General features: G+C 72.2%; 19 protein-coding genes and 1 tRNA gene. 11 read left to right on the forward strand and 9 right to left on the reverse strand.

Annotated elements, in window-relative coordinates; genetic code table 11:
• Positions 1-4: 4 nt before the first annotated feature.
• The 3 genes from mfd to ACIGXE_RS28005 form a co-directional block, all read right to left on the reverse strand.
• A complete protein-coding gene (mfd, locus tag ACIGXE_RS27995; RefSeq protein ID WP_399751647.1) occupies positions 5-3,535 on the reverse strand; it encodes a transcription-repair coupling factor in 3,531 nt (1,176 codons plus the stop codon).
• Positions 3,536-3,767: 232 nt separating this feature from the next.
• Complete coding sequence (locus ACIGXE_RS28000) at positions 3,768-6,341, reverse strand: ABC transporter permease (protein ID WP_399751648.1); 2,574 nt, start codon at positions 6,339-6,341, stop codon at positions 3,768-3,770.
• Entirely contained in the window at positions 6,338-7,126 is a 789-nt protein-coding gene (locus ACIGXE_RS28005) for an ABC transporter ATP-binding protein (RefSeq protein WP_399751649.1), read from the reverse strand. The genes ACIGXE_RS28000 and ACIGXE_RS28005 overlap by 4 nt, the downstream gene beginning before the upstream one ends.
• Positions 7,127-7,476: 350 nt before the next feature.
• Between ACIGXE_RS28005 and ACIGXE_RS28010 the strand changes: the two genes are divergently transcribed.
• On the forward strand, positions 7,477-9,237 hold the full coding sequence (locus ACIGXE_RS28010) for an MFS transporter (protein ID WP_399751650.1): 1,761 nt from the start codon (positions 7,477-7,479) through the stop codon (positions 9,235-9,237).
• A gap of 49 nt (positions 9,238-9,286) precedes the next feature.
• On the opposite strand, the gene ACIGXE_RS28015 is transcribed toward ACIGXE_RS28010, so the two are convergent.
• The 5 genes from ACIGXE_RS28015 to ACIGXE_RS28035 all read right to left on the reverse strand — a co-directional run bounded on the left by ACIGXE_RS28015 (position 9,287) and on the right by ACIGXE_RS28035 (position 15,193).
• Positions 9,287-9,805, reverse strand: a complete 519-nt coding sequence (locus ACIGXE_RS28015) for a DUF5709 domain-containing protein (protein WP_399751651.1) — start codon at positions 9,803-9,805, stop codon at positions 9,287-9,289.
• Between the two features lie 2 nt (positions 9,806-9,807).
• Positions 9,808-9,999, reverse strand: coding sequence for a hypothetical protein (locus ACIGXE_RS28020; RefSeq protein ID WP_399751652.1), 192 nt, complete (start codon positions 9,997-9,999; stop codon positions 9,808-9,810).
• 390 nt (positions 10,000-10,389) lie between these two features.
• Complete coding sequence (locus ACIGXE_RS28025; RefSeq protein ID WP_399751653.1) at positions 10,390-11,316, reverse strand: cellulose-binding protein; 927 nt, start codon at positions 11,314-11,316, stop codon at positions 10,390-10,392.
• A 132-nt stretch (positions 11,317-11,448) separates the two neighbouring features.
• A complete protein-coding gene (locus ACIGXE_RS28030; protein WP_399751654.1) occupies positions 11,449-14,184 on the reverse strand; it encodes an SUKH-4 family immunity protein in 2,736 nt (911 codons plus the stop codon).
• A 7-nt stretch (positions 14,185-14,191) separates the two neighbouring features.
• Positions 14,192-15,193, reverse strand: a complete 1,002-nt coding sequence (locus ACIGXE_RS28035; protein WP_399751655.1) for an HNH endonuclease — start codon at positions 15,191-15,193, stop codon at positions 14,192-14,194.
• 281 nt (positions 15,194-15,474) lie between these two features.
• Between ACIGXE_RS28035 and ACIGXE_RS28040 the strand changes: the two genes are divergently transcribed.
• Together ACIGXE_RS28040 and ACIGXE_RS28045 are read left to right on the forward strand one after the other, a co-directional pair.
• A complete protein-coding gene (locus ACIGXE_RS28040) occupies positions 15,475-16,014 on the forward strand; it encodes a YwqJ-related putative deaminase (protein ID WP_399751656.1) in 540 nt (179 codons plus the stop codon).
• A gap of 10 nt (positions 16,015-16,024) precedes the next feature.
• Entirely contained in the window at positions 16,025-16,525 is a 501-nt protein-coding gene (locus tag ACIGXE_RS28045; protein ID WP_399751657.1) for an SUKH-3 domain-containing protein, read from the forward strand.
• Positions 16,526-16,560: 35 nt separating this feature from the next.
• Here the strand turns inward: ACIGXE_RS28045 and ACIGXE_RS28050 are convergent, their stop codons facing one another.
• Entirely contained in the window at positions 16,561-17,913 is a 1,353-nt protein-coding gene (locus tag ACIGXE_RS28050; protein ID WP_399751658.1) for a sensor histidine kinase, read from the reverse strand.
• A 153-nt stretch (positions 17,914-18,066) separates the two neighbouring features.
• Here ACIGXE_RS28050 and ACIGXE_RS28055 point away from each other — a divergent pair, with 153 nt between their 5' ends.
• The 8 genes from ACIGXE_RS28055 to ACIGXE_RS28090 all read left to right on the forward strand — a co-directional run bounded on the left by ACIGXE_RS28055 (position 18,067) and on the right by ACIGXE_RS28090 (position 24,393).
• Positions 18,067-18,930: a hypothetical protein gene (locus tag ACIGXE_RS28055; RefSeq protein ID WP_399751659.1), complete on the forward strand. Its 864-nt coding sequence runs from the start codon at positions 18,067-18,069 to the stop codon at positions 18,928-18,930.
• Between the two features lie 24 nt (positions 18,931-18,954).
• Positions 18,955-19,026: transfer RNA gene (locus ACIGXE_RS28060), tRNA-Gln, on the forward strand.
• 109 nt (positions 19,027-19,135) lie between these two features.
• Positions 19,136-20,581, forward strand: a complete 1,446-nt coding sequence (gene glmU, locus ACIGXE_RS28065; protein ID WP_399751660.1) for a bifunctional UDP-N-acetylglucosamine diphosphorylase/glucosamine-1-phosphate N-acetyltransferase GlmU — start codon at positions 19,136-19,138, stop codon at positions 20,579-20,581.
• Positions 20,582-20,702: 121 nt separating this feature from the next.
• Positions 20,703-21,677, forward strand: coding sequence for a ribose-phosphate diphosphokinase (locus tag ACIGXE_RS28070; RefSeq protein ID WP_365345360.1), 975 nt, complete (start codon positions 20,703-20,705; stop codon positions 21,675-21,677).
• A 294-nt stretch (positions 21,678-21,971) separates the two neighbouring features.
• Complete coding sequence (locus tag ACIGXE_RS28075) at positions 21,972-22,568, forward strand: 50S ribosomal protein L25/general stress protein Ctc (RefSeq protein WP_399751661.1); 597 nt, start codon at positions 21,972-21,974, stop codon at positions 22,566-22,568.
• Between the two features lie 101 nt (positions 22,569-22,669).
• Positions 22,670-23,266: an aminoacyl-tRNA hydrolase gene (pth, locus tag ACIGXE_RS28080; RefSeq protein ID WP_399751662.1), complete on the forward strand. Its 597-nt coding sequence runs from the start codon at positions 22,670-22,672 to the stop codon at positions 23,264-23,266.
• A 104-nt stretch (positions 23,267-23,370) separates the two neighbouring features.
• Entirely contained in the window at positions 23,371-23,895 is a 525-nt protein-coding gene (locus ACIGXE_RS28085; protein WP_399751663.1) for a DUF4232 domain-containing protein, read from the forward strand.
• A 54-nt stretch (positions 23,896-23,949) separates the two neighbouring features.
• Positions 23,950-24,393, forward strand: a complete 444-nt coding sequence (locus ACIGXE_RS28090) for a hypothetical protein (protein ID WP_399751664.1) — start codon at positions 23,950-23,952, stop codon at positions 24,391-24,393.
• Positions 24,394-24,486: the final 93 nt, after the last annotated feature.

Genomic DNA, 24,486 nt, shown 5'->3' on the forward strand with positions numbered 1-24,486 from the left:
CGGTTCAGGATCCGAGGATCTCCGCCAGGAACTCGCCGGTCCACGCCAGCAGTTCGCGGCCCACCACCGGCTTCCCGCCGATCTTCCCCGTCGTCGGGCGGGGCACCAGGATCTGGTGGACGGCCGGCTTGATGACCGTGCGCGGGTAGAGGCGCTTCAGGCGCAGTTCCTGGGACTCGCGCAACTCCACCGGGGCGAAGCGGATGTTGGGGCCCTGGAGGACGATCTCGCCGACGCCGCAGGCGCGGGCCAGCATGCGGAGGCCGGCCACCAGGAGCAGGTTCTCGACCGGTTCCGGCAGCTTGCCGTAGCGGTCGGTGAGCTCCTCGCGCACGGCCTTGACGTCCTCCTCCGAGTTCGCGGAGGCGATGGCGCGGTACGCCTGCAGGCGCAGCCGCTCGCCGGGGGCGTAGTCGTGCGGGACGTGCGCGTCGACCGGCAGCTCGATCTTGACCTCCAGCGGCGGCTCCTCCTCGACGCCGCCTTCCAGGGAGGCCCGGTAGTCCGCGACGGCCTCGCCCACCATCCGCACGTACAGGTCGAAGCCGACGCCCGCGATGTGGCCGGACTGCTCGCCGCCGAGCAGGTTGCCCGCGCCGCGGATCTCCAGGTCCTTCATCGCCACGTACATGCCCGCGCCCATCTCGGTGTGCTGGGCGATGGTGGCGAGGCGCTCGTGGGCGGTCTCCGTCAGCGGCTTCTCCGGGGGGTACAGGAAGTACGCGTACCCCCGCTCGCGGCCTCGGCCGACGCGGCCGCGCAGCTGGTGGAGCTGCGAGAGGCCGAAGTTGTCGCCGCGCTCCACGATCAGGGTGTTGGCGTTGGAGATGTCGATGCCGGACTCGACGATCGTCGTCGAGACGAGGACGTCGAACTTCTTCTCCCAGAAGTCGACGACGACCTGCTCCAGGGCCTGCTCCGACATCTGGCCGTGGGCGGTGGCGATCCGCGCCTCGGGGACGATCTCGCGCAGCCGGGCCGCCGCCCGGTCGATGGACTCGACGCGGTTGTGGATGTAGAAGACCTGGCCTTCGCGCAGCAGTTCGCGGCGGATGGCCGCGCCGATCTGCTTCTCCTCGTACGGGCCGACGAAGGTGAGGACCGGGTGCCGCTCCTCCGGCGGGGTGGTGATCGTCGACATCTCACGGATGCCGGTGACCGCCATCTCCAGCGTGCGCGGGATCGGGGTCGCGGACATCGTCAGGACGTCCACGTTGGCGCGGAGCTTCTTCAGCTGCTCCTTGTGCTCGACGCCGAAGCGCTGCTCCTCGTCGACGATGACCAGGCCCAGGTCCTTGAACTTCGTCTCGGAGGAGAACAGGCGGTGGGTGCCGATGACGACGTCGACCGAGCCGTCCTTCAGGCCCTCCAGCGTCGCCTTCGCCTCGCTGTCCGTCTGGAAACGGGACAGGGCGCGGACGTTCACCGGGAACTGGCCGTAGCGCTCGGAGAACGTGCCGAAGTGCTGCTGCACCAGCAGCGTCGTCGGCACGAGCACGGCGACCTGCTTGCCGTCCTGGACCGCCTTGAAGGCCGCCCGGACCGCGATCTCCGTCTTGCCGTAGCCGACGTCGCCGCAGATCAGACGGTCCATGGGGACCGTCTTCTCCATGTCCTCCTTCACCTCGGCGATCGTCGACAGCTGGTCGGGCGTCTCCGCGTACGGGAAGGCGTCCTCCAGCTCCCGCTGCCAGGGGGTGTCGGGGGCGAAGGCGTGGCCGGGGGCTGCCATCCGGGCGCTGTACAGCTTGATCAGGTCGGCGGCGATCTCCTTGACCGCCTTCTTCGCGCGCGCCTTCGTCTTCGTCCAGTCGGCGCCGCCGAGCCGGTGCAGGGTCGGGGCCTCGCCGCCCACGTACTTGGTGACCTGCTCCAGCTGGTCGGTGGGGATGTAGAGCCGGTCGCCGGGCTGGCCGCGCTTGGCGGGGGCGTACTCGACGAGCAGGTACTCGCGGGTGGCGCCCTGCACGGTGCGCTGCACCATCTCGATGTAGCGGCCGACGCCGTGCTGCTCGTGGACGATGTAGTCGCCGGCCTCCAGGGTCAGCGGGTCGATCGTCTTGCGCCGCTTGGCCGGCATCCGCTGGCCGTCCTTGCCGGCGGCCTTCTGCCCGGACAGGTCGGTCTCCGTGAGCACGGCGAGCTTGAGCGCCGGGTCGACGAAGCCGTAGTCGATCGCGCCGCACGCGACGTGCACGACGGACGGGGAGATGTCGGCCAGGTCGGCGTCGAGACGGGCCGCGATGCCCTCGCCGCCGAGCACCTCGACGGTGCGGGAGGCCGGGCCGTGCGCCTCCGTCACGTACACCGTGCGCCAGCCGTCGGCGAGCCAGCCCTTGGTGTCGGCCAGCGCGCGGGCGGTGTCGCCGCGGTACGACTCGGGGGCGTGCATGCCGAGCTTGAGGGTGTCGGCGTCGGCCGTCTCGTCCGCCGCGAACGGCGACACGGACCACCACATCATGCCGAGCTCGCGCGCCCGGTCCCGTACGTCCGCGATCCCCCACAGGGAGGCGGCGCCGACGTCGATCGGGGCCTCCCCGCCGCCGGCGGTGGCGGCCCAGGAGGCCTGCAGGAACTCCTGGCTGGTCGCCACCAGGTCCGCGGCCCTGGTCCGGACCCGCTCCGGGTCGCACACGACGGCCATCGACCCCTTGGGCAGGACGTCGAGCAGCAGCTCCATGTCGTCGACGAGGACAGGGGCGAGGGACTCCATGCCCTCCACGGCGATGCCCTCGGCGATCTTGTCGAGCAGCTCGCCGAGTTCCGGGTGCCGCTCGGCGAGCGCGGCGGCCCGCTGCCGGACGTCGTCGGTCAGCAGCAGCTCGCGGCAGGGCGGTGCCCACAGGCCGTGCTCGGCGACCTCCAGGGACCGCTGGTCGGCGACCTTGAAGTAGCGGATCTCCTCGACGTCGTCGCCCCAGAACTCGATCCGGAGGGGGTGCTCCTCGGTCGGCGGGAAGACGTCCAGGATGCCGCCGCGGACGGCGAACTCGCCGCGCTTCTCGACGAGCTCGACGCGGGAGTACGCGGCGGCCGCGAGGCCCGCCACGATCTCCTCCAGGTCGGCGGTCTGGCCGCTCCTGAGCGCCACCGGCTCCAGGTCGCCGAGGCCCTTGACCTGCGGCTGGAGCACGGAGCGGATGGGCGCGACGACGACGCTGACGGGGCCGGCGGCGGGGTCGTCGTCGCGGGGGTGGGCCAGTCGCCGCAGGACGGCGAGACGGCGGCCGACGGTGTCGGAACGCGGGGAGAGGCGCTCGTGCGGCAGCGTCTCCCAGGACGGGTACTCGACGACCGTGTCCGGGTCGAGGAGGGAACGCAGGGCGGCGGCCAGGTCCTCGGCCTCGCGGCCGGTGGCGGTGACCGCGAGCACCGGGCGCCCCGCCTCGCGGGCGAGGGCGGCGACGGCGAAGGGACGGGCCGCCGGGGGGCCGACGAGGTCGACGTGGTGGCGATGGCCGTCCGTGGCGGCCTTGACCGCCTCGGTGAGTGCGGCGTCCTTGACGACGACGTCCAGCAGACCGTGCAGGCTCATGGAGGGTCCATCCCGGCGAGGTGGGCAACGCGAACGGCCCGACACGTGTCACGGGCCGGGGCCTCCAGCCTACGACGAGGCGGTGACGATCACCCGTTCGTGGGCGCCGCACGCTCGGCCTGGAGCGTGAGCGGGCTTCGGCGGACGCCCGCCCCGGCCTCCGCGCAGCGGGCCGGGCCCCGCGGAACGCACCGCCGGGCCCGGCCCTCCCCCGTTCGCGCTCCCGCGGCCGCTATTCGCTCGCGATCGCGTTCAGCACGTTCATCCGGCCCGCGCGCCACGCCGGGATCAGGGCCGCGAACAGGCCCACGAAGGCCGAGCCCACGAAGACCGCGACGATCGTCGGCCAGGGGATCTCCAGGACCCCCAGGCCCTCCAGCGCGAGGAGCTTCTGGGCGGCGGTGCCCCAGCCCAGCCCCAGGCCGAGGCCGAGGAGGGCGCCGAAGAGGGCGATGACGACGGACTCCAGCCGGATCATGCGGCGCAGCTGGCGGCGTGAGAGGCCGATGGCGCGCATGAGCCCGATCTCGCGGGTGCGCTCGACGACCGACAGGGCGAGGGTGTTCACGACGCCCAGGACCGCGACGACGATGGCGAGCGCGAGCAGCCCGTACACGATGTTCAGGAGCTGGCCGACCTGGTCCTGCAGGTCCTTCTTGTAGTCGGCCTGGTCGGCGACCTTGTACTGCGGGTACGGCTTCAGGGCGTCCTTGAGGGCCTGGTAGGCGGCGGTCTCCTGGCCGTCCTTCGCCGTACCGAAGACGATCATGCTCTTGGGCATCTTCTCCGCCGGCACGTACCGCTCGGCCGTCGTGATGTTCGTGTACATCACGCCCTTGTCGATGTTGTTGTCGTCGGAGGTGATCGCCGCGACCCGCAGCGTGGCCTGCCGGCCGCCCTGGAAGGCGACGGTGAGGCGGTCGCCGACCCTGACCCCGTGCTCGGTGGCGTAGTCGCTGCCCACGGACATGGCCTCCGGCCCGTACGCGTCGGGCAGCGCGCCGGCCGTGGTGTCGCGGCGCACGTCCTGCGCGTAGGAGGGGTCGGCGGCGACGAGGCCGGTCTTCCGGGCCTTGCCGTGCGGGTCGGTGACGGTGGCCTCGAGCCACTTGTACTCGGTGACGTGGTCCAGGCCGGCGGCCTTCTCGACCGCGGCCTGCGCCTGCGGCACGATCGGCTGCCCGTTGGTGGACCGCACGATGAAGTCGGCGCCGACGGAGCGGTCGAGTTCCTCGGTCGCCGAGGCGACCATCGAGGAGCCGACCACCGACAGGCAGGCGACGAGCGCGAGGCCGATCATCAGGGCGGCGCCGGTGGCGCCGGTACGGCGCGGGTTGCGCAGCGCGTTGCGTTCGGCCATGCGGCCGACGGGACCGAAGACCCGCAGGACGACGGCGCCGAGGACCCGGACGAGCAGGCCGGCGAGCAGCGGTCCGACGACGACGAAGCCGAGGAGGCTGAGGACGACGCCGAGGCCGAGCCAGAGCGATCCGGCGCCCGCCTTCTCGGCCTGGGTGGCGGTCCACAGCGCGCCCGCGCCGGCCGCGGTCAGGAGCAGTCCGATCCCGCCGCGCACGGCTCCGGCCTTGCCGTCGGCGGGGGTGCCGGCGTCGCGCAGGGCGGCCATCGGGGAGACCTTGCCGGCCCGGCGGGCGGGCACGAAGGCGGCGACGACGGTGACGACGACGCCGAGGACGAGGCCGACGACGGGGGTGGTCCAGCGGACGGTGAGGTCCTCGGTCGACAGCTGCATCCCCATCGACGTCATGATCTTCATCAGGCCGACGGCGAGGCCGACGCCCGCCGCGACACCGGCGGCCGAGCCGACGACGCCGAGCAGCAGCGCCTCGACGAGGACGGAGCGGTTGATCTGGCGGCGGCTCGACCCGATGGCCCGCATGAGGCCGATCTCGCGGGTGCGCTGGGCGACCAGCATGGAGAAGGTGTTGACGATGAGGAAGATGCCGACGAGGAAGGCGATCCCGGCGAAGCCGAGCATCGCGTACTTCATGACGTCGAGGAAGCCGGCGACGTCCTCGCGGCCGGCGTCGGCGGCCTCGGCGGCGGTCTGCAGTGTGTAGCCGGCGCCGACCTTCGCGGCGACGTCCGCCTTCAGGGTCTCGTCGCTGACGCCGGGCGCGGCGTCGGCGGTGATCTGGGTGAACAGGCCTTCCCTGCCGAGGAGTTCCCGCTGCGCGGTGGCGGTGTCGTACCAGAGGACGGTGGCGCCGGGGTTGGTGACCTTGAACGCGGCGATGCCGGAGATCCGCGCGGTGAAGTCGCCGGTGACGGCGATGGTGCGCAGCTCGTCGCCGATCTTCAGGTGGTGCTTGTCGGCGGTGGCCTCGTCGACGAGGACCTCGGTGGGGCCGCGCGGCTCGTGGCCGGAGGCGATCTCGACCGAGCGCAGCTCGTTCGGCGACCAGTCGCCGGCGATGGTCGGGGCGCCGGAGGTCGGGCCGACGTTCTCGTCGCGGGAGTCGACGACGGTGACGGACATCGAGACGACGGCGCCGCGGACGTTACGGGCGCCCTTGACGCCCTTGACCTGCTCGACCAGGGACGCGGGCAGCGTCGCGGGGCGGCCGCTCTGCGGGGTCTCGTCGTTCCGGGCGGCGTCCTTGGGACTGACGGTGACGTCGGAGGCGGTGGAGGCGAAGAGCTTGTCGAAGGTGGTGTTCATGGTGTCGCTGAACACCAGGGTGCCGCTGACGAAGGCGACGGACAGGAGGACGGCGACGGCGGAGAGCGCCATGCGGCCCTTGTGCGCGAGGAAGTTGCGCAGCGAGGTCTTGAGCACGGTCATGAGGTCCGCCCGCGGGCGTCGAAGTCCTTCATGCGGTCGAGGACCTGGTCGGCGGTCGGCGCGTGCATCTCGTCGACGATCCGGCCGTCGGCCAGGTAGAGGACACGGTCGGCGTAGGAGGCGGCGACCGGGTCGTGGGTGACCATGACGATGGTCTGGCCGAGTTCGTCGACGGACTGGCGCAGGAAGCCGAGCACTTCGGCCCCGGCGCGGGAGTCGAGGTTTCCGGTCGGCTCGTCGCCGAAGATGATCTCGGGGCGGGCGGCGAGCGCGCGGGCCACGGCGACGCGCTGCTGCTGGCCGCCGGACAGCTGGGTGGGCCGGTGCTTCAGCCGCTCGCCCAGGCCGACGGTCTCGACGACCCGCCGCAGCCAGGCCGCGTCCGGCTTGCGGCCGGCGATGTCCATCGGCAGCGTGATGTTCTCCAGCGCGTTGAGCGTGGGCAGCAGGTTGAAGGCCTGGAAGATGAACCCGATGCGGTCGCGCCGCAGTTGGGTGAGCTTCTTGTCCTTCAGCGCGGTGATCTCGGTCTCGTCGAGGTAGATCTGGCCGCCGCTGACGGTGTCGAGCCCGGCGAGGCAGTGCATGAGCGTGGACTTGCCGGAGCCGGAGGGCCCCATGATGGCGGTGAAACGACCGCGGGCGATGTCCACGTCGACGTGGTCGAGCGCGACGACCCGGGTCTCCCCGGAGCCGTACGCCTTGACGACCTGTCGCGCCCGCGCGGCGACGGCCGGATGTCCTCCCGTACCCCCGTGCCTGGGGATGGTCACAGCCGAAGTCACGGTATGTCTCCTATGAGTGGGATCTTCTGCTACGTCTTCCGCACGCCCGCAGGCGTGTCGGTGGCGCTGCGCGTGTCGGTGGCGCTGTGGCGGCGCCTTCGAGTCTGGTCGGGGACGGGGGCCGTGGCACTGGTGCCAGGCGCACTCTTCGCCCTGGGGTTTTCCGTAGGACCAAGCTAAGGACGGCGGGGCCTCCGCCTCGTCCTCCGCCGGGACGAACCGCCCCTGGGCTGTATGGGGGAGAGCCCCCTAGGGGTTCCTCCACCCTGGGTACGGGTGAGACGCTGACCCGGGCGCACTTAGATGTACGAAGCATCCGTCATGGCGCGGGGCGGGGAGAGGGGCCGGGAGTGTCCGAGGCGACCACGAGAGAGGCCGCGGCACCGCCGCGGCCGGACGCCACGCGGCGCGGCCCGGTCGTCGCCGCGCTCATGCTGGGCATGGCGCTGGCCGCGCTCGACGGCACGGTCGTCTCCACCGCCGTCCCGCAGATCGTGGGCGACCTGGGCGGCCTCTCGGTCTTCTCCTGGCTGTTCTCCGGCTATCTGCTCGCCGTGACCGTGACCCTCCCGGTGTACGGGAAGCTCAGCGACACCTTCGGCCGCAAGCCGGTGCTCGTCGCGGGCGTCGTGCTCTTCCTCCTCGGCTCCGTGCTGTGCGCCTCGGCCTGGAACATGGCCTCGCTCATCGCCTTCCGCGTGGTCCAGGGCCTGGGCGGCGGCGCCCTCCAGGGCACCGTCCAGACGATCGCCGCCGACCTCTACCCCCTGAAGGAACGCCCCCGCATCCAGGCCCGCCTCTCCTCGGTCTGGGCCACCTCCGCCGTCGCGGGCCCGGCGGCGGGCGGCCTGCTGGCCGGCTACGCGGACTGGCGCTGGATCTTCCTGGTCAACCTGCCGGTGGGCGCGGCGGCCCTGTGGCTCATCGGGCGGTATCTGGTGGAGCCGGGCCGCCCTCCGCGGGACGAGGCGGCCGCCGGTGGCCGCAAGGGCGGGCGGGTCTCCGTCGACTGGGCCGGGGCACTCGGGATCTTCGCCTCCGGCACCCTCCTCCTGACCGCGCTCGTGCAGGGCGGCGTCGCCTGGCCCTGGCTGTCGGCGCCGTCGCTCGGTCTGTTCGGCGGGGCGGTGGTGCTCGCCGGCGTCACGGCCGTCATCGAGCGGCGGGCCGCCGAGCCGATCATCCCCGGCTGGGTGTGGCGCCGCCGCACCATCGCCGCCGTCAACCTGGCGCTGGGCGCGCTCGGCCTGCTCATGGTCGCGCCGACCGTCTTCCTGCCCACGTACGCCCAGGCCGTCCTCGGCCTCGGCCCCGTCGCGGCCGGTTTCGTACTGTCCGCCATGACCCTGAGCTGGCCGGTCACCGCCGCCCTCTCCAACCGGGTCTACACCCGCGTCGGCTTCCGGCAGACGGCCCTGCTCGGCATGGGTGTCGCGCTCCTCGTGCTGCTCGCGTTCCCGCTGCTGCCGTTCCCGGGCGAGCCGTGGCAGCCGGCGCTGCTGATGCTGCTGCTCGGCGGCGCTCTGGGCTTCGTCCAGCTGCCGCTGATCGTCGGGGTCCAGTCGACCGTCCCGTACGAGGAACGAGGCACCACGACCGCCTCGGTGCTGTTCGTCCGGCAGGTCGGACAGAGCGTCGGCGCCGCGCTGTTCGGGGCGATCGCCAACGGCGTCCTGGCCGCGCGGGTGGGCGGCGAGGGCGACCTGGACGGTCTGGTGCGCGCCCTGGAGACGCCGGGCGCCCTGACCGACCCGGTCGCCGACCAGCTGCGCCGCGCGGTCGACGCGGCGGTCGACTACGTCTACCTGGGCGCGGCCGGCGCCGCCGCCCTCGCCCTCGTCGTCCTGCTCACGGTCGCGCCGCGCCGCTTCCCGGTGCTGAAGGAGCACGAGGAGGACGAGGAGCGGGAGGAGCAGGTGGGGCGTGGGAAGCAGGGGGAGCAGGTGGGGCGGGGGGAGCCGGAGGGGCGTGAGGAGCGGGAGAAGCAGGTGGGGCTTGAGGAGCCGGAGGGGCGTGAGGAGCGGGAGAAGCCGAAGGGGCAGGAGCAGGAGCAGGAGCGGCGCGAGGAGCGCCGGCCGAGCGCTCCGGCTCGGCCGGACTCCACGCCTTAGAGCGTGCCTTGCGGGGCCAGGCCGGCTCGCGACGCCGGCCGCGACCGCCTCAGCCCGCTTCGTCGATGCCGGTGTCGCGGTGGACGGCGGCCTCCTCGGCGGGCGCGGTGCCGTCGTCCGGGCCCACGTCCGTCGCGGTGACGCTGCCGGACGCCGGCAGGTCCGACGGCCTGACGAGGCGTCCGGCGCGCTGGGCGCCGGCCTCCTGGTCCAGGGGCTCGCCCTCGCCGCCGGGCAGGTCGCCGACTCCGTCGTCGTCCGCCCGCGCCCCGGCGTCGGCGTCCGGGCGCTCCTCGGCGAGGCGGTCGTCGAGGGACGCGCCCTCGTGGGCCTCCCGCACGGTCGTGCCGTGGCCGGTGACGGCCCGGGGCCGGTCGGGCGGGGAGTACCCCGGCTCCTCCGGGTCCTCCGTGGTCTCGGCGGGCAGCGCGTTCTCGGGGTCGTACGGCCCGCTCGGCCGGTTGGCCGCGTCGGAGCCGGCCGGCTGGTAGACCTCGTCGCCACGCCCTTCCCCGTCCGACGGCGCCGCCGGTTCCGGTGCCGGTGCCTGCGAGGTGTTCTCGGGCATCGTCACCGCTCCTTCTCCTCGTCCTCCTGGTCCGCGCCGCGCTCGTAGGGCGGGGCGTCGGCCGGGGGCTCGGGGTTGTGCCAGTCCTGCGCCCGGGTGGGGTGGCCGGACCTGACCTCGCCCTCGACCTCCTTCTTGCGGGCGTCGTCGAGGCGGGGGCCGGACTTGCTGCTGCCGCGCTCGGGTGTGGTCATGGCTCGCCTCCTTGCGATCGCGTGCCGGGTGCGCCGGGCGCTCCCTGCGCGCCGGCCCGGTACGCCTGAGTGTCTGAGTGGCCTGCGGGGCGGCTACCCCGCACGCCGCACGACAGACATCACGACCGGCCCCGCCCCGGCCCCCGCCCCGCCCACGGGTGGCGGCGCTCCCCCGGGCCTGCGAACCGGGCCACGCGCTCCTGACGGGCGCGCCCCCGGGGACATCTGTCCGGCGCGCCCTGGGTGGGGTCTGACGGGCGCCCTCTGAGCGGGGTCTGTTCGGGCGAGCCCTGAGCAGTGTCTGTCGGGCGCGCTCCGAGCAGGGTCTGTCGGGCGCGCTCCGAGCAGGGTCTGTCGGGCGCGCCCTCGGCCGCGTCCGGCGGGCGTGCCCTAGGCGGCGTCGGAGTCGTCGGGCTCCTCCGCGGCCCCGGCGCCCTCCGCCGGGGCCGCCGGCTCCTGTCCGGTGACGCGGCCGGTGAGGGCGGCGAGGGAGGAGCGGATGTGTTCCATGTGGGAGTGGATCTCGTCGCGGGCCTCGCCGTGCTCGCGCAGCACCCGGTCCGTCTCGCGTTCGATCCGCTCCTGCCGCAGACGGGCCTCCGCGAGCAGTTCGTCCGCCCGCGCCTGCGCGTCCTCCTGGCCGTGCCGGGCCGCCTCCTCGGTCCGCGCCAGGGCCTTCTGGGCCTCCGCCAGCCGGGCCTCCGCCGCCGCGATCTGCTCCCGGTGGCGGGCGTCCAGCTCGGCGGCCGCCGCGTCGGCCGCGCGCTCGGTCTCCTCCCGTACGGCCCGCTGCTCCTCGCGCTGTTCGGCGAGGAGCGCCGCCGCCCGCCGCTCGGTCTCCTCGTAGTACGCGCGCGCCGCCTCGGTGACGCCCTCCGCGTCGCGGCGGGCGATCGTGTCCAGCTCCTCGGCCCGCGCCCCGGCCTCGGCCAGGCCCGCGCGGGCCGCCGCCTCGGCGGCCGACCGGACGCCCTCCGCGTAGGCCCGGGCCGCTTCCCCGGCCTCGCGGCCCGCCGCCTCGGCCTCCTCCACGAGGGTCTGCGCCTCCGCCTCGGCGGTGCGTACCAGCCGCTCGTCCTCCTGCTCGGCGAGTTCCAGGATCTTCCGCGCGGCCTCGCCGAGGGACTCGTAGCGCTGCGGGGCGAGGCCGGCGACCGTCTCGCGCAGCCGGGCGGCCTCGTCCGCCAGCTCCTCGGCCAGGACGGTCAGATCCCCCGCCCGCTCCCACGCTTCGTCGCGCTCCGCGGTGAGCGCGGCGAGGTGGCGGTCGACCTGCTCGGGGCGGTACCCGCGCCCGCGTCCGACGGAGAAACTCATCCCTGACGCCCCTTCGAATCCTTATGTCCTCAAACAACAAGGATGCGTCATGAGAACGGACAAAAGGCGCCCGACGTGAACACACATCGAGCGCCTTTGGTCACATGGCGCTTGCACGACCCGCCCGTACGACTAGAGCAGACCGTCCCACATCTGCTCGAGCAGCACCGACCACCAGTTCTCCGGCGAGGACAGCGCGGCCGGATCCAGCATCGCCAACTGCGCCTGGAAATCGCCCGTCCAGCGCCCCGCCTGCTCCGGGTTCAGCCCGAACCGCAGCCGCCACATCCGCCCGAGCAGCGCCAGGCAGCGCACGAACTCCGGCAGACCGGTGTTCACGAACTGCGGCGGCACCGACTGCCCGCCCGGACCCGCCTCCACCGGCACGGCCACGATGTTCGCCGTCCCGTACTGGACACAGATCGCCCGGCCGAAGTCCGAGCCGAGCACCAGGTACGAACTCGCGTCCGGCGCCGGCTGTACCTGCCGCTGCGCCGCCAGCTCCGCGAGCGTCGGCACCACGGGCAGCGCCGGCTGCGCCCAGAAGAACGGCCCGAAGTCCGCCGGCAGCCCCGCCCACATCAGCGTGACCGCCACCAGCTCCGGCACGCCCTGCCGGGACACCGCACGCTGGTCGAAGCGCAGGATGCCCGGACCGAACGCCCCGGCCAGCTCCTGCGCCACCCCGTCCGGCGGCAGCGGCGGCGCCGGCTGCACCTGCGGCAGCGGCGCCCGCACCGGCGCGGGCCGCGCCGGGCCGTCCGCGACCTGATGCAACTCACCCTGATGCGTGAGCAGCTGACGCATCCCCTGCTGACGGCCCGCGTGATCCCGCCCGTACGGCGCGATGTTGGTGATCCGCGCCTGCGGCCAGGTCTCCCGGATCATCCGCGCGCAGTAGCCACCCGGCAGCTCGCACGACTCCAACTCCGTGTGCAGCTCCAGCACCTGCTGCGGCGGCACGTTCATCGCGCGCAGCTCGTGCAGGATCTGCCACTCCGGATGCGGCGTGCCCGGCGCCGAACGGCGGATGATCTGCTGCTCCGAACCGTCGGGCGCGCGGTACCGCAGCACGGCCTGATAGCCGGGACCGACGGTCGGCACCCCGGTCGGCTGCGGCTGCGGGTACCCGTACGCGGGCGCCTGCCCCTGTACGGGCGCGGGCGCCGGACCGGGCGGCGGGGGCGGCCCGGCCGGACCGGGCTGCGCCAGCATCGTCGCCGCGTGCGCCACACCGGCCGGCGGCGTACCGCCACCGGGCACACCCGGCGGCGGAGGCGGCGGCAGCGGCGTACCCGGCCCACCCTGGCTCGGATGCGCCAGCATCGTCGCCGCATGCTCCACCCCACCCGCAGGCGTGGCACCACCCGGCACACCCGGCGGCGGAGGCGGCGGCAGCGGCGCACCCGGCCCACCCTGGCTCGGATGCGCCAGCATCGTCGCCGCCTGGTGCACGGCGGGCGGAGGCGTCGGCGCCGGAGGTCCGGGAGGACCAGGAGGCGCCGAAGGACCGGGCGGGGTCGGCGGCCCGGCAGGCCCCGGCGGGGCCGGCGGACCGTCGGGCAGCTGCGACACCAACTGCGTCCGCACATAGCCCCCGGCGGGCGGCGGCGTGGCCTTGCTCGTCGCGGCATCGGCGATGTCACCCGCGGAAGCGGGCACGCCCGGCGGCGGAGGCGGCGTCTGCGGAACGCCCTGCCCGAACGACCCGTCCGTGTTCAGACGCGGCGCGATCGCCGTCGCCGGCAGCGCGCTCCCGCCCTTCATCAGCGCGGTGGGCGCGTCCGGCCCCACCGACGGCGGCGGCGCGTCCTCGTCGTCCGCCCCCGACAGCGGCGGTGCGAACACGGTGGCCGGCAACGGCACGGCCCCGTCGGCCCCACCCACGCTGGCGTTGGCGTCCGCCCACGGACTCTGCGCCGGAACACCGTCGTTGGCGGTGGGCTCATGAGCCGGCGCCTCGGCGGCGCGAGCCGAGGCGGCAGGCGCGGAGGGGGCAGGGTCGGCGGCGGCCGCCCACGGCGAGGCCGACGCCGGCGCCTCGGCCGAGGCGCCGAGGCCCGCGCCGCCGGCGGAGGAACCGCTCTCGGCCACCGCGCCACCCGGGACCTCCGCCCCGGCGGCACCGGCTCCGGCGGCACCGGCCCCGGACGACACGGACTCCGAGACGGACTCTGAAACGGACTCCGGCACCGACTCGGCCACCGACGCCGACACGACCTCCTGCGCCGAAGAACCGGCACCGGTCGACACCGGCTCCGGCACCGAAGAACCGATACCCGGCACCCCGGCCGCCGGCGAAACCGGGCCCACGTCCCCCGTGGGCGGAACGGACTCCGCACCCGACACCCCGGCAGCCGCCGGGACGGACCCCGGGCCCGACGCCCCCACGGCCGGCGCCACCGGCGACACACCAGCCGCCGGCGTCGGCGACGCACCCTCCGCCGAAGCCGACGCCGACGCCTGCGACGCGTTCGACTCCACCGGCGGCAGACCGATCTTGTCCGCCGCCTCCTGCAACCACTCCGGCGGACTCAGCAGGAAGGACGTCTGATTCAGATCGATACGGGCCGCCGCCTGCGCCGGAACCGGAGCAGCCGCCTCCGCCACAGCCCCGTACTCCTCCTCGTAACGGCGGATCACCTCACCCACCGGCAGCCCCGGCCACAACGTCGCCTCACCGCTGTCCCGCGCGATCACCAGACGCAACCGGTCCCCGTCCGGAGTCGGCGCCTCCTCCCGGTCCTCCGCCCAGACCACGAAACCCAGCCCGAACTCCCGCACCCGCACCTCACGGTGCAGATACGCCGGCACATCGCCGTTGATCCACTCCTCGGCGCGCTCCTGCGCCTGCGCGAACGTCACCACAGCCAGCTCACTCCCCCACCGGGACCACAGGCACGGCACGCGCGAAGCCGCCGTCCACCATCAGGTTCGCCACCGTCTCCAACTCCGGCGGACGCCCCGCGAGACGCTGCAGGAACTCGTCGAAGTCCGCACCGCACGGCAACAGCAACCGCTCCACCCGCTCGTCCACCGTCCACCCGGCCGCCACCTCGCCGCCGTCCCGCGCGTCGTCGTACGGGCAGAACCACACCGAACCGACCGCCGCGCCCTTCACCTTCACCGCCAGCAGACCGCCCTGCACGAACGCCACCCCCAGGTAGTCCTTCGTCAGATGGTCCCGCAGGCACTTGTTCACATAGACGAGGTCGTTGACCCCCGCCTCCTCGCGCAGCGTGAAGAACGGCTGATCCACCAGCAGACCCAGCTCCGCGTCGAGCGCCGTACCCACCGGCGCCGCACCGCCCGCCGCCTTCAGGAAGGAGCGGTACGCGCCCGGCAGGCGGTACCCCAGGTCCTCCTCCACACCCTGCACCTGCTGCTCCGACACCGACACCACACGCTTCGGCAGCCCGAAATGCGCCGGCCGCGTCTCCGCCAACGGCCGCGTACCACGCTTCGCGTGATCCACCGACCGCGCCGTCGCCACCCCGCCGTGATGCCGCAGCAACGCCTTCACCTCGACCGGAACCAACTCCAGACGCCGCGAATGCGCCACGTGATGCCACGTCCAGCCGTGCGGCGTCGCCACCGCCGGAATCGTGTCCCACAACTCATGACCCGTCGCCGCCAGCGCCGCGTTCGCCGACACGTAATCCGTCAGACGAAGCTCGTCGACGCCGAAACCCTCCGGCGGATCCGCGATCTCCGCCGCCGCACGCGCGTACGGAGAGAAGTCCGGGTAGCCGCGCTCGTCCACCCGCACCCCTCGGGGATGACGGGAGGCCCGGACCGGATCCGGGAAGTGCACGACCTGACCGGCGTACGCCGCATTCGGCGGCGCGGTGTCCTGGCCGAGCCGACCTGTCGTCATGGCGGTTGCCCCCTGAGTGGCTGCTGGCTGCTTCTGCCTGTGGCTTCTACTGGCTGGTGGTCCGCACAGCCTATGCGCTGCCACAAGCCCCCGACCCGGCCCGCCCCGCCCGGACCCCACCACCCCGCCCACGGTGACCAACTGTCACCACCGCATGACAACAACGCCATGATTCCGACACACCGAAAGCACGTTTCCGCGCCCCAGCTTCCCCATCGGGCACCCCGTTTGGCAGGCTGTGCACGCAACTCGGGGGATTGCAGGAGGGGAAGACGAGCACCATGCACGCAAGCGCAACACCGGCACCGACGCCCACGCAGGGTGACCCACGCCTCAGCTGGGGCAGCGCCACCGACACCCACCGCGCCCCCTTACTGCGGCACCGCCGCGACGGCATCCTGCCCACCGTCGGCGCCGCCCTCTCCGTCCGCGGCGAAACCCTCACCTGCACCGCCGCCCGCGGCGACCTGCCACCCACCCTCCACCCGCTCGTCCAGGACTTCCTCGACACCCTCACGAGCGGCCAGCGCGAACGCTTCACCGGACGCTGCCCCGAAGCCATCCTGCTCTCCCGGCACCTCACCGCCGCCGAGAACACCCGCTCCAAACGCGCCCAGCGCAAACCACTCACCCACAGCGAGGCCCGCCGCTCCCTCAAGCACGCCAAACTCACCGCCCGCCGCATCCGCGAGGACGGCGACCCGCTGCACGGCAGCTACGCCGCCCCCTGCCGCTCCTGTACGGCCATGCTCGCGCACTTCGGGGTCCGCGCCGTCGACCCCACCACCGGCACCACCGGCACCACCGCCCAGAACGGCTGACCCACACCCCATGCCCGACCTGAACAGCACCCGATTCCCGGTCAACGTCGACGCCGCCCTCCGCGAGGCCGGCTGGCAGCCCGGCCGCTGGGACATACAGCTCGCCGAACACTGGGCCGACCTCCTGCGCGCCCACGTCTCACCCGCCGGCCACCGGCACAGCGTCTTCCCCGCCGTCGTCGAAGCCTGGGCCGAATTCGGCGGCCTCCGCGTCACCTCCCCCGGCCACGGACGCCAGATAGCCCCCGCGACCGTACGCTTCGACCCCCTCGCCGGCCTCCACCTCGCCCGCACCCTCGGCGACCTCGGCCGCGCCCTCGACACCGAACTCGCCCCGCTCGGAGAAGAGGGCGAGGACGGCGCACAACGCGCCGTCCTCGCCATGGACATCGAAGGCCGCGTCTACAGCATCGACCACACCGGCGACTGGTTCCTCGGCCGCGACATCGACACGGCCCTCGCCACCCTCGTCACCGGCACCCAGCCCACCCGCCTGGTCGCGGCACCGTAAGGCCCGGTGGCGGCACCGCAGAAAGAGCGACAGCTCTACGAAACGACCGCCACCGGCAACACCGCACTCACCCGGAAACCCCCCGCGTCCGTCGGACCCGACACGAACACCCCACCCAGACGGGTCACCCGCTCCCGCATCCCCACCAGACCGTTCCCCCCGCTCGGCAGATGCGCGTCCGCGGCCGTCGCATCCGACGGACCGTTCTCCACCTGCATCGCGACCTCCGCCTCACGATGCGCCAGACGAACCACCACCTTCGCGCCCGCCGCATGCTTGTGGACGTTCGTCAACGCCTCCTGAACCACCCGGTACGCCGTCTGCTCGACCTCCGCCCCGTACGGCCGCCCCTCACCGAGCACCACCAGCTCCACCACCGCACCCGCCTGCCGCGACTGCTCCACCAACGCCTCCAAGGCGTCCAGACACGGACCCCCCGCCTCGGCCCCGCCCCCCGCCGCCGCCTCCGCCGCCGCAGCCGCCGCCCGACCCACCGCCGCCAACGGCACCACCGACGACACCGCCGGAACCACCGGCGACGAGGAGGACGACGGCTCCTCCCGCAACACCCCCAACATCTCCCGCAGCTCCGTCAACGCCTGCCGACCCATGTCCCCCACCAGCGCCGCGTTCCGCACCGCCTTCTGCGGATCCTTCAACGCCACCGCCTGCAACGCCGCCGCGTGCACCACCATCAACGACACACGATGCGCCACCACGTCGTGCATCTCCCGCGCGATCCGCGTCCGCTCCTCCTGCCGCGCCCACTGCGCCCGCTGCTCCGCCCGGTCCGCCAGCAGCGACAGCTCCTGCTCCAGACTGTCCGCACGCTCCCGCAACGACTCCATCAGCCGGCGACGCGCCCCTATGTACAGGCCGAACAGCAACGGCGGAGCGTTCAGCCCCAAGGTCATGAACAGCGACACGACCGGCACGTACCAGCCGCTCGGATCGAAATCAGGCCGCCCCGCGTCCGCCTGCGCGACATCCTGGCGCATCCGCACCACCGTCACGATGTACACCGCGACCGTCGACATACCGGCCAACGCCGCCGTGAACCGCCGGGGCACCTCGGACGCGGCCAGCGAATACAGGCCGACGATCCCCATCAGATAGCCCATCTCGGCGGGCGTCACGGCGATCGACACCAGCACCACCGTGATCGGCCACCGACGCCGCACCAGCAGCACCGACCCGACCAGCAGCCCGAACAGCACCCCCGCCGGCACCGGCAACGACGCCTGCTGCGCGAAACCGACCCCCTCGAGCCCGCACTCCAGCGCGGACACGACGCCCAGCGTCACATCCAGCACCGCGCTGCGCCGTCTCCCCCACCACCACCAGGTACGCGGCACCACCGCGTCCCGATCCGCCCCCGTTGTGGTCATGCCTCCACCCTACGGGCGACCGCCACCGAATTACCCGCCTCCCACCGGCCCCGAACCCCCACCCGTCAACACGCACGCACACCAGTCCCTCGAACTGTTGAATCGACCGCGTTTTCGACCCGGACGTCCGCATTCCGGACGACGCTTTCTCGCATGACACCCGAAACGAGTCGCTACGCCGACTTCGAAGCCCTCCGTGACCAGGCCATCGCCCTACGCCGAGAGGGCCTCAGCCTCCGCCAGATCCGCGACCGCCTGCAGATCTACAACAACGACCTCCTTCACCGGCTCGTCAAGGGCGAGCCGCCTCCGGACTGGACGAAGCGACCCCGCGCCAAGGACGACCTCCGCGCCCGCGCCCGCGAGCTCCGCCTGGAGGGCAAGACCTACGACCAGATCCAGCTCGAGCTGGGCTGCTCGAAGAGCTCGATCTCGCTGTGGGTGCGGGACCTGCCGAAGCCGGAGCGCCGCGATCCCACCGAACAGGCCAGGATCGCCGCACGGAAGCGCTGGGAGCACGAGCTGGCGGTGCGCGACGCGGAACGCCGCAGGACCAAGCAGGCCGCGAGCCTGGAGATCGGCTCGATGACCGAGCGCGAGCTCCTGTTCGCCGGGACCGCTCTTTACTGGGCGGAGGGCGCGAAGGACAAGCCGTACTCGCGCCGGGAGAACGTCCAGTTCGTGAACAGCGATCCGGGTGTCATTCAGCTCTACCTGGCCTGGCTACGCCTGCTGAGGGTCGAGCCGGAGCGGCTGACGTTCCGCGTCATGATCCACGCGACGGCAGACGTCGAAGGCGCGCGACGCTACTGGGCCGATCTCGTCGGTATCGACCCGGCCTCCTTCCAGAAGACCACGATCAAGACGCACAACCCGAAGACGATCCGGAAGAACGTCGGCCCCGACTATCGGGGGTGCCTCGTCATCCGCGTCTCGCAAGGCGCCGAGCTTTACCGTCGCATCGAGGGCTGGTGGTGCGGCATAGTAGGTGCCGTCGACTCGATCACCGCGACGTAATGTCCGATTTAGTCGACTTTGCCATCCCCTGTGGTGTAATCGGCAGCACTGGGACCTTTGGAGTCCTATGTCCGGGTTCGAGTCCTGGCAGGGGAGCTGCTCAGTTCGGGTCCCGACCTCCCAGGTCGGGACCCTTACTCATGTCCCCCTCTGGACCCCCCGGTATCCTTCGGAAGTCCACCACCCGAAGCCGAAGGGCATTCCCGTGAGCGCCAACCGCCCGGCAGCCGTCGTCGTCCTCGCAGCGGGTGAGGGCACCCGCATGAAGTCGAAGACCCCCAAGGTCCTGCACGAGATCGCCGGGCGTTCGCTCGTCGGTCACGTGGTGTCGGCCGCTCGTGAGCTGGAGCCCGAGGACCTGGTCGTGGTCGTGGGGCACGCGCGGGAGCAGGTGAAGGGTCACCTGGACGCGTTCTACGCGGGGACGCGGACCGCCGTGCAGGAGGAGCAGAACGGGACCGGGCACGCGGTGCGGATGGCGCTGCGGGAGCTGGGGCGGGCGCCGGAGGGGACCGTGGTGGTCGTCTGTGGTGACACTCCGCTGTTGTCCGGGGAGACGTTGCGGTCGCTGGCCGGCACGCACGCGGCCGACGGGAACGCGGTGACGGTGCTGACGGCGGAGGTGCCGGATTCGACGGGTTACGGGCGGATCGTGCGTGACGCGTCGGGTGCGGTGACGGCGATCGTGGAGCACAAGGACGCGTCGGAGGAGCAGCGGGCGATCCGGGAGATCAATTCCGGGGTGTTCGCGTTCGACGGGGTGCTGCTGGCGGATGCGCTGGGGAAGTTGCGGACGGACAACAGTCAGGGTGAGGAGTATCTGACTGATGTGCTGTCGATTCTTCGTGAGGCGGGGCATCGGGTGGGTGCGTCGGTGGCGGCGGATCACCGGGAGATTCTGGGGGTCAACAACCGGGTGCAGTTGGCGGAGGCTCGTGCGTTGCTGAACGAGCGGCTGCTGGAGCGGGCGATGCTGGCGGGTGTGACGGTGGTGGATCCGGCGTCGACGTTCGTGGATGTGACGGTGACGTTCGAGCCGGACGTGACGGTGCTGCCGAACACGCTGCTGCTGGGTGTGACGCATGTGGCCGAGGATGCTGTGGTGGGGCCGAATTCTCGTCTTCAGGACACGTCGGTGGGTCGTGGGGCGCGGGTGGACAACACGGTGGCGGATTCGGCCGTGGTGGGCGAGGGTGCGTCGGTGGGGCCGTACGCGTATCTGCGTCCTGGGACGGTTCTGGGCGCGGGGTCCAAGGCGGGTACGTACGTCGAGATGAAGAACGCGCAGATCGGTGAGGGTACGAAGGTCCCTCATCTGTCGTATGTGGGTGACGCGACCATCGGCGAGTACACGAATATCGGTGCGGCGAGTGTCTTCGTGAACTACGACGGTGAGGCGAAGCACCACACGACGGTGGGGTCTCACTGCAAGACGGGTTCGGACAACATGTTTGTGGCTCCCGTCACCATCGGGGACGGGGCGTATACGGCGGCGGGGTCTGTGATCACGAAGGATGTGCCGGCGGGTGCGCTGGCTGTCGCCCGGGGCCAGCAGCGGAATATCGAGGGTTGGGTGGCTCGTAAGCGGCCGGGTAGTGCCGCTGCGCAGGCCGCTCTGACGGCGTCCGAGACGGGTTCTGTCGAAGACTGACCGGAAACGGGTACGTCGAACTCGGCGTACCGTGATACGTGCACACAAATTCGGCTGGCTCGCACGCGCGCACGGGAGCGCGGGGATCCGCGGCCAGAGAAACCGTCGAGGAGACAGTGCTGTGACCGGGATCAAGACGACCGGCGAGAAGAAGCTGATGCTCTTCTCCGGCCGCGCCCACCCCGAGCTGGCCGAGGAGGTCGCGCACCAGCTGGGCGTCGGGATCGTTCCGACCAAGGCGTTCGACTTCGCCAACGGTGAGATCTATGTTCGGTTCCAGGAGTCGGCGCGTGGCGCGGACTGCTTCCTGATCCAGAGCCACACGGCTCCGATCAACAAGTGGATCATGGAGCAGTTGATCATGATCGATGCTCTGAAGCGGGCTTCGGCCCGGAGCATCACCGTGATCATTCCGTCGTACGGCTATGCCCGTCAGGACAAGAAGCACCGTGGTCGTGAGCCGATCTCGGCCCGTCTGGTGGCCGATCTGCTGAAGACGGCGGGTGCGGACCGGATCCTGACCGTGGATCTTCACACGGACCAGATCCAGGGCTTCTTCGACGGTCCGGTGGACCACCTGTCGGCGCTGCCGGTCCTGGCGGACTACGTGGGTGCGAAGGTCGACCGTACGAAGCTGACGATCGTGTCTCCGGACGCGGGTCGGGTGCGGGTGGCGGACCGTTGGTGCGACCGTCTGGACGCGCCGCTGGCGATCGTGCACAAGCGTCGTGACAAGGACGTCGCCAATCAGGTGACGGTGCACGAGGTCGTGGGTGACGTGAAGGGCCGTGTGTGTGTCCTGGTGGACGACATGGTCGACACGGCGGGCACGATCTGTGCGGCGGCGGACGCGCTGTTCGCGCACGGTGCGGAGGATGTCATCGTGACGGCGACGCACGGCATCCTGTCGGGTCCGGCGGCGGATCGGCTGAAGAACTCGAAGGTGAGCGAGTTCGTGTTCACGGACACGCTGCCGGATCCGAGTGCGCTGGAGCTGGACAAGATCACGGTGCTGTCGATCGCGCCGACGATCGCGCGCGCGGTGCGTGAGGTGTTCGAGGACGGCTCGGTGACGAGCCTGTTCGAGGAGCACTGACCCTCAGAGGGGTTTGGTGAGCAGGGGCCGCTTCCTTCGGGAGGCGGCCCTTTCGCGTGCGGGGTCGTGGTGGTGGCTGCCGCGCGGGTGCGGGCGGCGCGGGTGGGGGTCTGATCCATTTGGGCGCCTGGAGGGGGCCGGTTAGACTGTCGTGGTTGCTCGGCGAGGGAGGCCGTGCCCGTGCGTGTCGCACGTGGTGCCGGCGGTCCGTTATCGACGCGCTCTTCGTAGCAGGCCCACGCCAGTCGGGGCCGGGTGACAGTCGCATCCGTCACCACATTACGAGGAGTGCACATGTCCGAGGTGAAGCTCACCGCGTCGATCCGTACCGAGTTCGGCAAGGGCGCCGCCCGCAAGATCCGCCGTGACGCGCAGGTTCCCGCCGTGCTGTACGGCCACGGCACGGACCCGGTCCACCTGACCCTGCCGGGCCACGACACCGCCATGGCGCTGCGTACCCCGAACGTCCTGCTGTCCCTGGACATCGAGGGCAAGGGCACCGAGCTGGCCATCCCGAAGGCCGCCCAGCGTGACCCGCTGAAGGGCTTCCTGGAGCACGTCGACCTGCTTCTGGTCAAGCGTGGCGAGAAGGTCACCGTCGAGGTTCCGGTCGTCGCCGAGGGCGAGCTGGCCGCCGGCGGCAACCTGCTCGAGCACGTTCTGAACACCCTGTCGGTCGAGGCCGAGGCCACCCACCTGCCGGAGTCCGTGACGGTCTCCGTCGAGGGCCTGGAGGCCGGTGCCTCCGTCCTGGCGCAGGACATCTCCCTGCCGAACGGCGTGACCCTGGTGACCGAGGGCGACGCCGTCGTCCTGCAGGTCCTGGCCGCGCAGGCCGAGGAGCCGGCCGCCGAGGGCGAGACCGAGGCCGCCGAGGGCGCCGAGGCCTGAGTCGTAGGCTCTGCCTGACGTGACGGGGTGACGGGCCCACGGGCCGGTCACCCCGTTTCTTTCTGTCCCGAGCACGTGCGGATACGAGGAGACGAGACGCAATGACGGACGACGCGAACGCCCCCTGGCTGATCGTCGGCCTCGGCAATCCGGGCCCGGAGTACGCGGGGAACCGGCACAACGTGGGCTTCATGGTGGTGGATCTGCTGGCCGACCGGATCGGTGGCAGATTCAAGCGGGCGCAGAAGGCGCAGGCGCAGGTGGTCGAGGGCCGGATGGGTGCTCCGGGGCCGGCGAACCGGCGGGTGGTGCTGGCGAAGCCCATGTCGTACATGAATCTGTCGGGCGGGCCGGTGACGGCGCTGCGGGACTTCTACAAGGTGCCGACGGCGCATGTGGTGGCGGTCCATGACGAGCTGGACATCGATTACGGGGTGCTGCGGCTGAAGATCGGCGGCGGCGACAACGGGCACAACGGTCTGAAGTCGATGACGAAGGCGATGGGCGCGGAGTACCACCGGCTGCGGTTCGGCATCGGGCGTCCGCCGGGGCGGATGCAGGTCGCGGACTTCGTGCTGAAGGATTTCTCGTCGACGGAGCGCAAGGAGCTCGACTACTTCGTGGACCGGGCGGCGGATGCCGTGGAGTGTCTGGTGACGGAGGGTCTGGAGCGGGCGCAGTCGGCGTACAACGCGTAGGGACGGTCCGGCGGATCGTGGGGCGGTCGCGGCCGGAACCTCGACGGGCGGTGCCGCATCTTCCTGTCCGTGGAGGCGCGGAGCCTGACGGGGGGGCGGTTTCGATGGCACGGAGGACGGTCGCGGTCGTGGTCCTGGGCCTGGTGGTGCTGTCGGGCGCGGTCGCCTGCGACGGTGGCCGGGAGGGCGCGGCGAACTGCGGGACGGCGGACCTGAGCTGGAGGGTGACCCGTACGTCCGGCGACGGGCGGGACGCGCCGGCCGCCGTGCTGAGCGCCACGAACAAGGGCGCGGCTCGCTGCGCGCTCGACGGGTATCCGGAGCTCAACGCGCACGTCGGGAAGGCGCAGGGCACGACGGCGAAGCCGCGGCCGGGGCAGGGGGCGGCGGCCCGGGTGGTCCTGAAGCCGGGCGGTACGGTCGACTTCCCGCTCTTCTACGACCCGTACCCGAGTGGCGGGTACTGCTTCATGGACGGCTTCCTCTCGCCGTCGCTGTACGTGACGCCGCCCCACCCCGCTCCGGGCGACACCGGCGCCCCGACCGAGCTGACCGACGCGAAGGGTCGCCCGCTGCCCGCGCAGGTCTGTGGCGACGACGTTCTGATCGGCCCGGCCCGGCTGCGGTAGCCGCCGCTGCCCGGCCCCTGGCGCCTGCGCCGTACGACTGTACGATCGCGGGTCATGACGCACGTCCGTAACGCCGCCGTGGCCCTGGTCGTCCTGCTGCTCCTCTTGGGGGGCGCGTGGTCGTCCTGGGAGACGGCCCAGCACGTCCTCCTGTCGAAGGGTCGTGAGCACGGCACGTTGACGGTGACGGGCTGCAACGAGGAGACGTGCAGTGGCCGTTACACGCCGGATTCCGCCGGGTCGTCGCATCACACGCTGACGATCGGGCACTCGGTGGCGGCGGAGAAGGGCGAGACGCTGCCGGTGGTGGTGAAGCCGGGTACGGAGGAGGCGGTCCGTACGGGTTGGGGCGGGGGTCTGCACGCGTGGCTTCCGCTGGGCGGGGCACTGCTGTTGGCGGCTCCGCTGGTCGGTGGCGGTCTGCGGCTGGTGCGGACGGCGTGGGGGTTCGCGGCCGCGGGGGCGGCGGTTCTACTGGGCGCGTTCTTCGCACTCTAAGCGTTTTCGGACACGATGGCCGGATCCCGCCGAATCGTTATCGCCCTTTGGGTTAAGGGTGACTTAAGGCGATGGATAGGCTGCCCCTCGCCA

It is taken from the genome of Streptomyces sp. NPDC053431, from assembly GCF_044544925.1.
Lineage (GTDB): Bacteria > Actinomycetota > Actinomycetes > Streptomycetales > Streptomycetaceae > Streptomyces.

Coding starts and splice junctions, on each gene's coding strand:
- mfd (WP_399751647.1), bottom strand. CDS start 3,535: ATGAGCCTGCACGGTCTGCTGGACGTCGTCGTCAAGGACGCCGCACTC.
- ACIGXE_RS28000 (WP_399751648.1), bottom strand. CDS start 6,341: ATGACCGTGCTCAAGACCTCGCTGCGCAACTTCCTCGCGCACAAGGGC.
- ACIGXE_RS28015 (WP_399751651.1), bottom strand. CDS start 9,805: ATGCCCGAGAACACCTCGCAGGCACCGGCACCGGAACCGGCGGCGCCG.
- ACIGXE_RS28020 (WP_399751652.1), bottom strand. CDS start 9,999: ATGACCACACCCGAGCGCGGCAGCAGCAAGTCCGGCCCCCGCCTCGAC.
- ACIGXE_RS28025 (WP_399751653.1), bottom strand. CDS start 11,316: ATGAGTTTCTCCGTCGGACGCGGGCGCGGGTACCGCCCCGAGCAGGTC.
- ACIGXE_RS28035 (WP_399751655.1), bottom strand. CDS start 15,193: ATGACGACAGGTCGGCTCGGCCAGGACACCGCGCCGCCGAATGCGGCG.
- ACIGXE_RS28040 (WP_399751656.1), top strand. CDS start 15,475: ATGCACGCAAGCGCAACACCGGCACCGACGCCCACGCAGGGTGACCCA.
- ACIGXE_RS28045 (WP_399751657.1), top strand. CDS start 16,025: ATGCCCGACCTGAACAGCACCCGATTCCCGGTCAACGTCGACGCCGCC.
- ACIGXE_RS28050 (WP_399751658.1), bottom strand. CDS start 17,913: ATGACCACAACGGGGGCGGATCGGGACGCGGTGGTGCCGCGTACCTGG.
- ACIGXE_RS28055 (WP_399751659.1), top strand. CDS start 18,067: ATGACACCCGAAACGAGTCGCTACGCCGACTTCGAAGCCCTCCGTGAC.
- ACIGXE_RS28075 (WP_399751661.1), top strand. CDS start 21,972: ATGTCCGAGGTGAAGCTCACCGCGTCGATCCGTACCGAGTTCGGCAAG.
- pth (WP_399751662.1), top strand. CDS start 22,670: ATGACGGACGACGCGAACGCCCCCTGGCTGATCGTCGGCCTCGGCAAT.
- ACIGXE_RS28085 (WP_399751663.1), top strand. CDS start 23,371: ATGGCACGGAGGACGGTCGCGGTCGTGGTCCTGGGCCTGGTGGTGCTG.
- ACIGXE_RS28090 (WP_399751664.1), top strand. CDS start 23,950: ATGACGCACGTCCGTAACGCCGCCGTGGCCCTGGTCGTCCTGCTGCTC.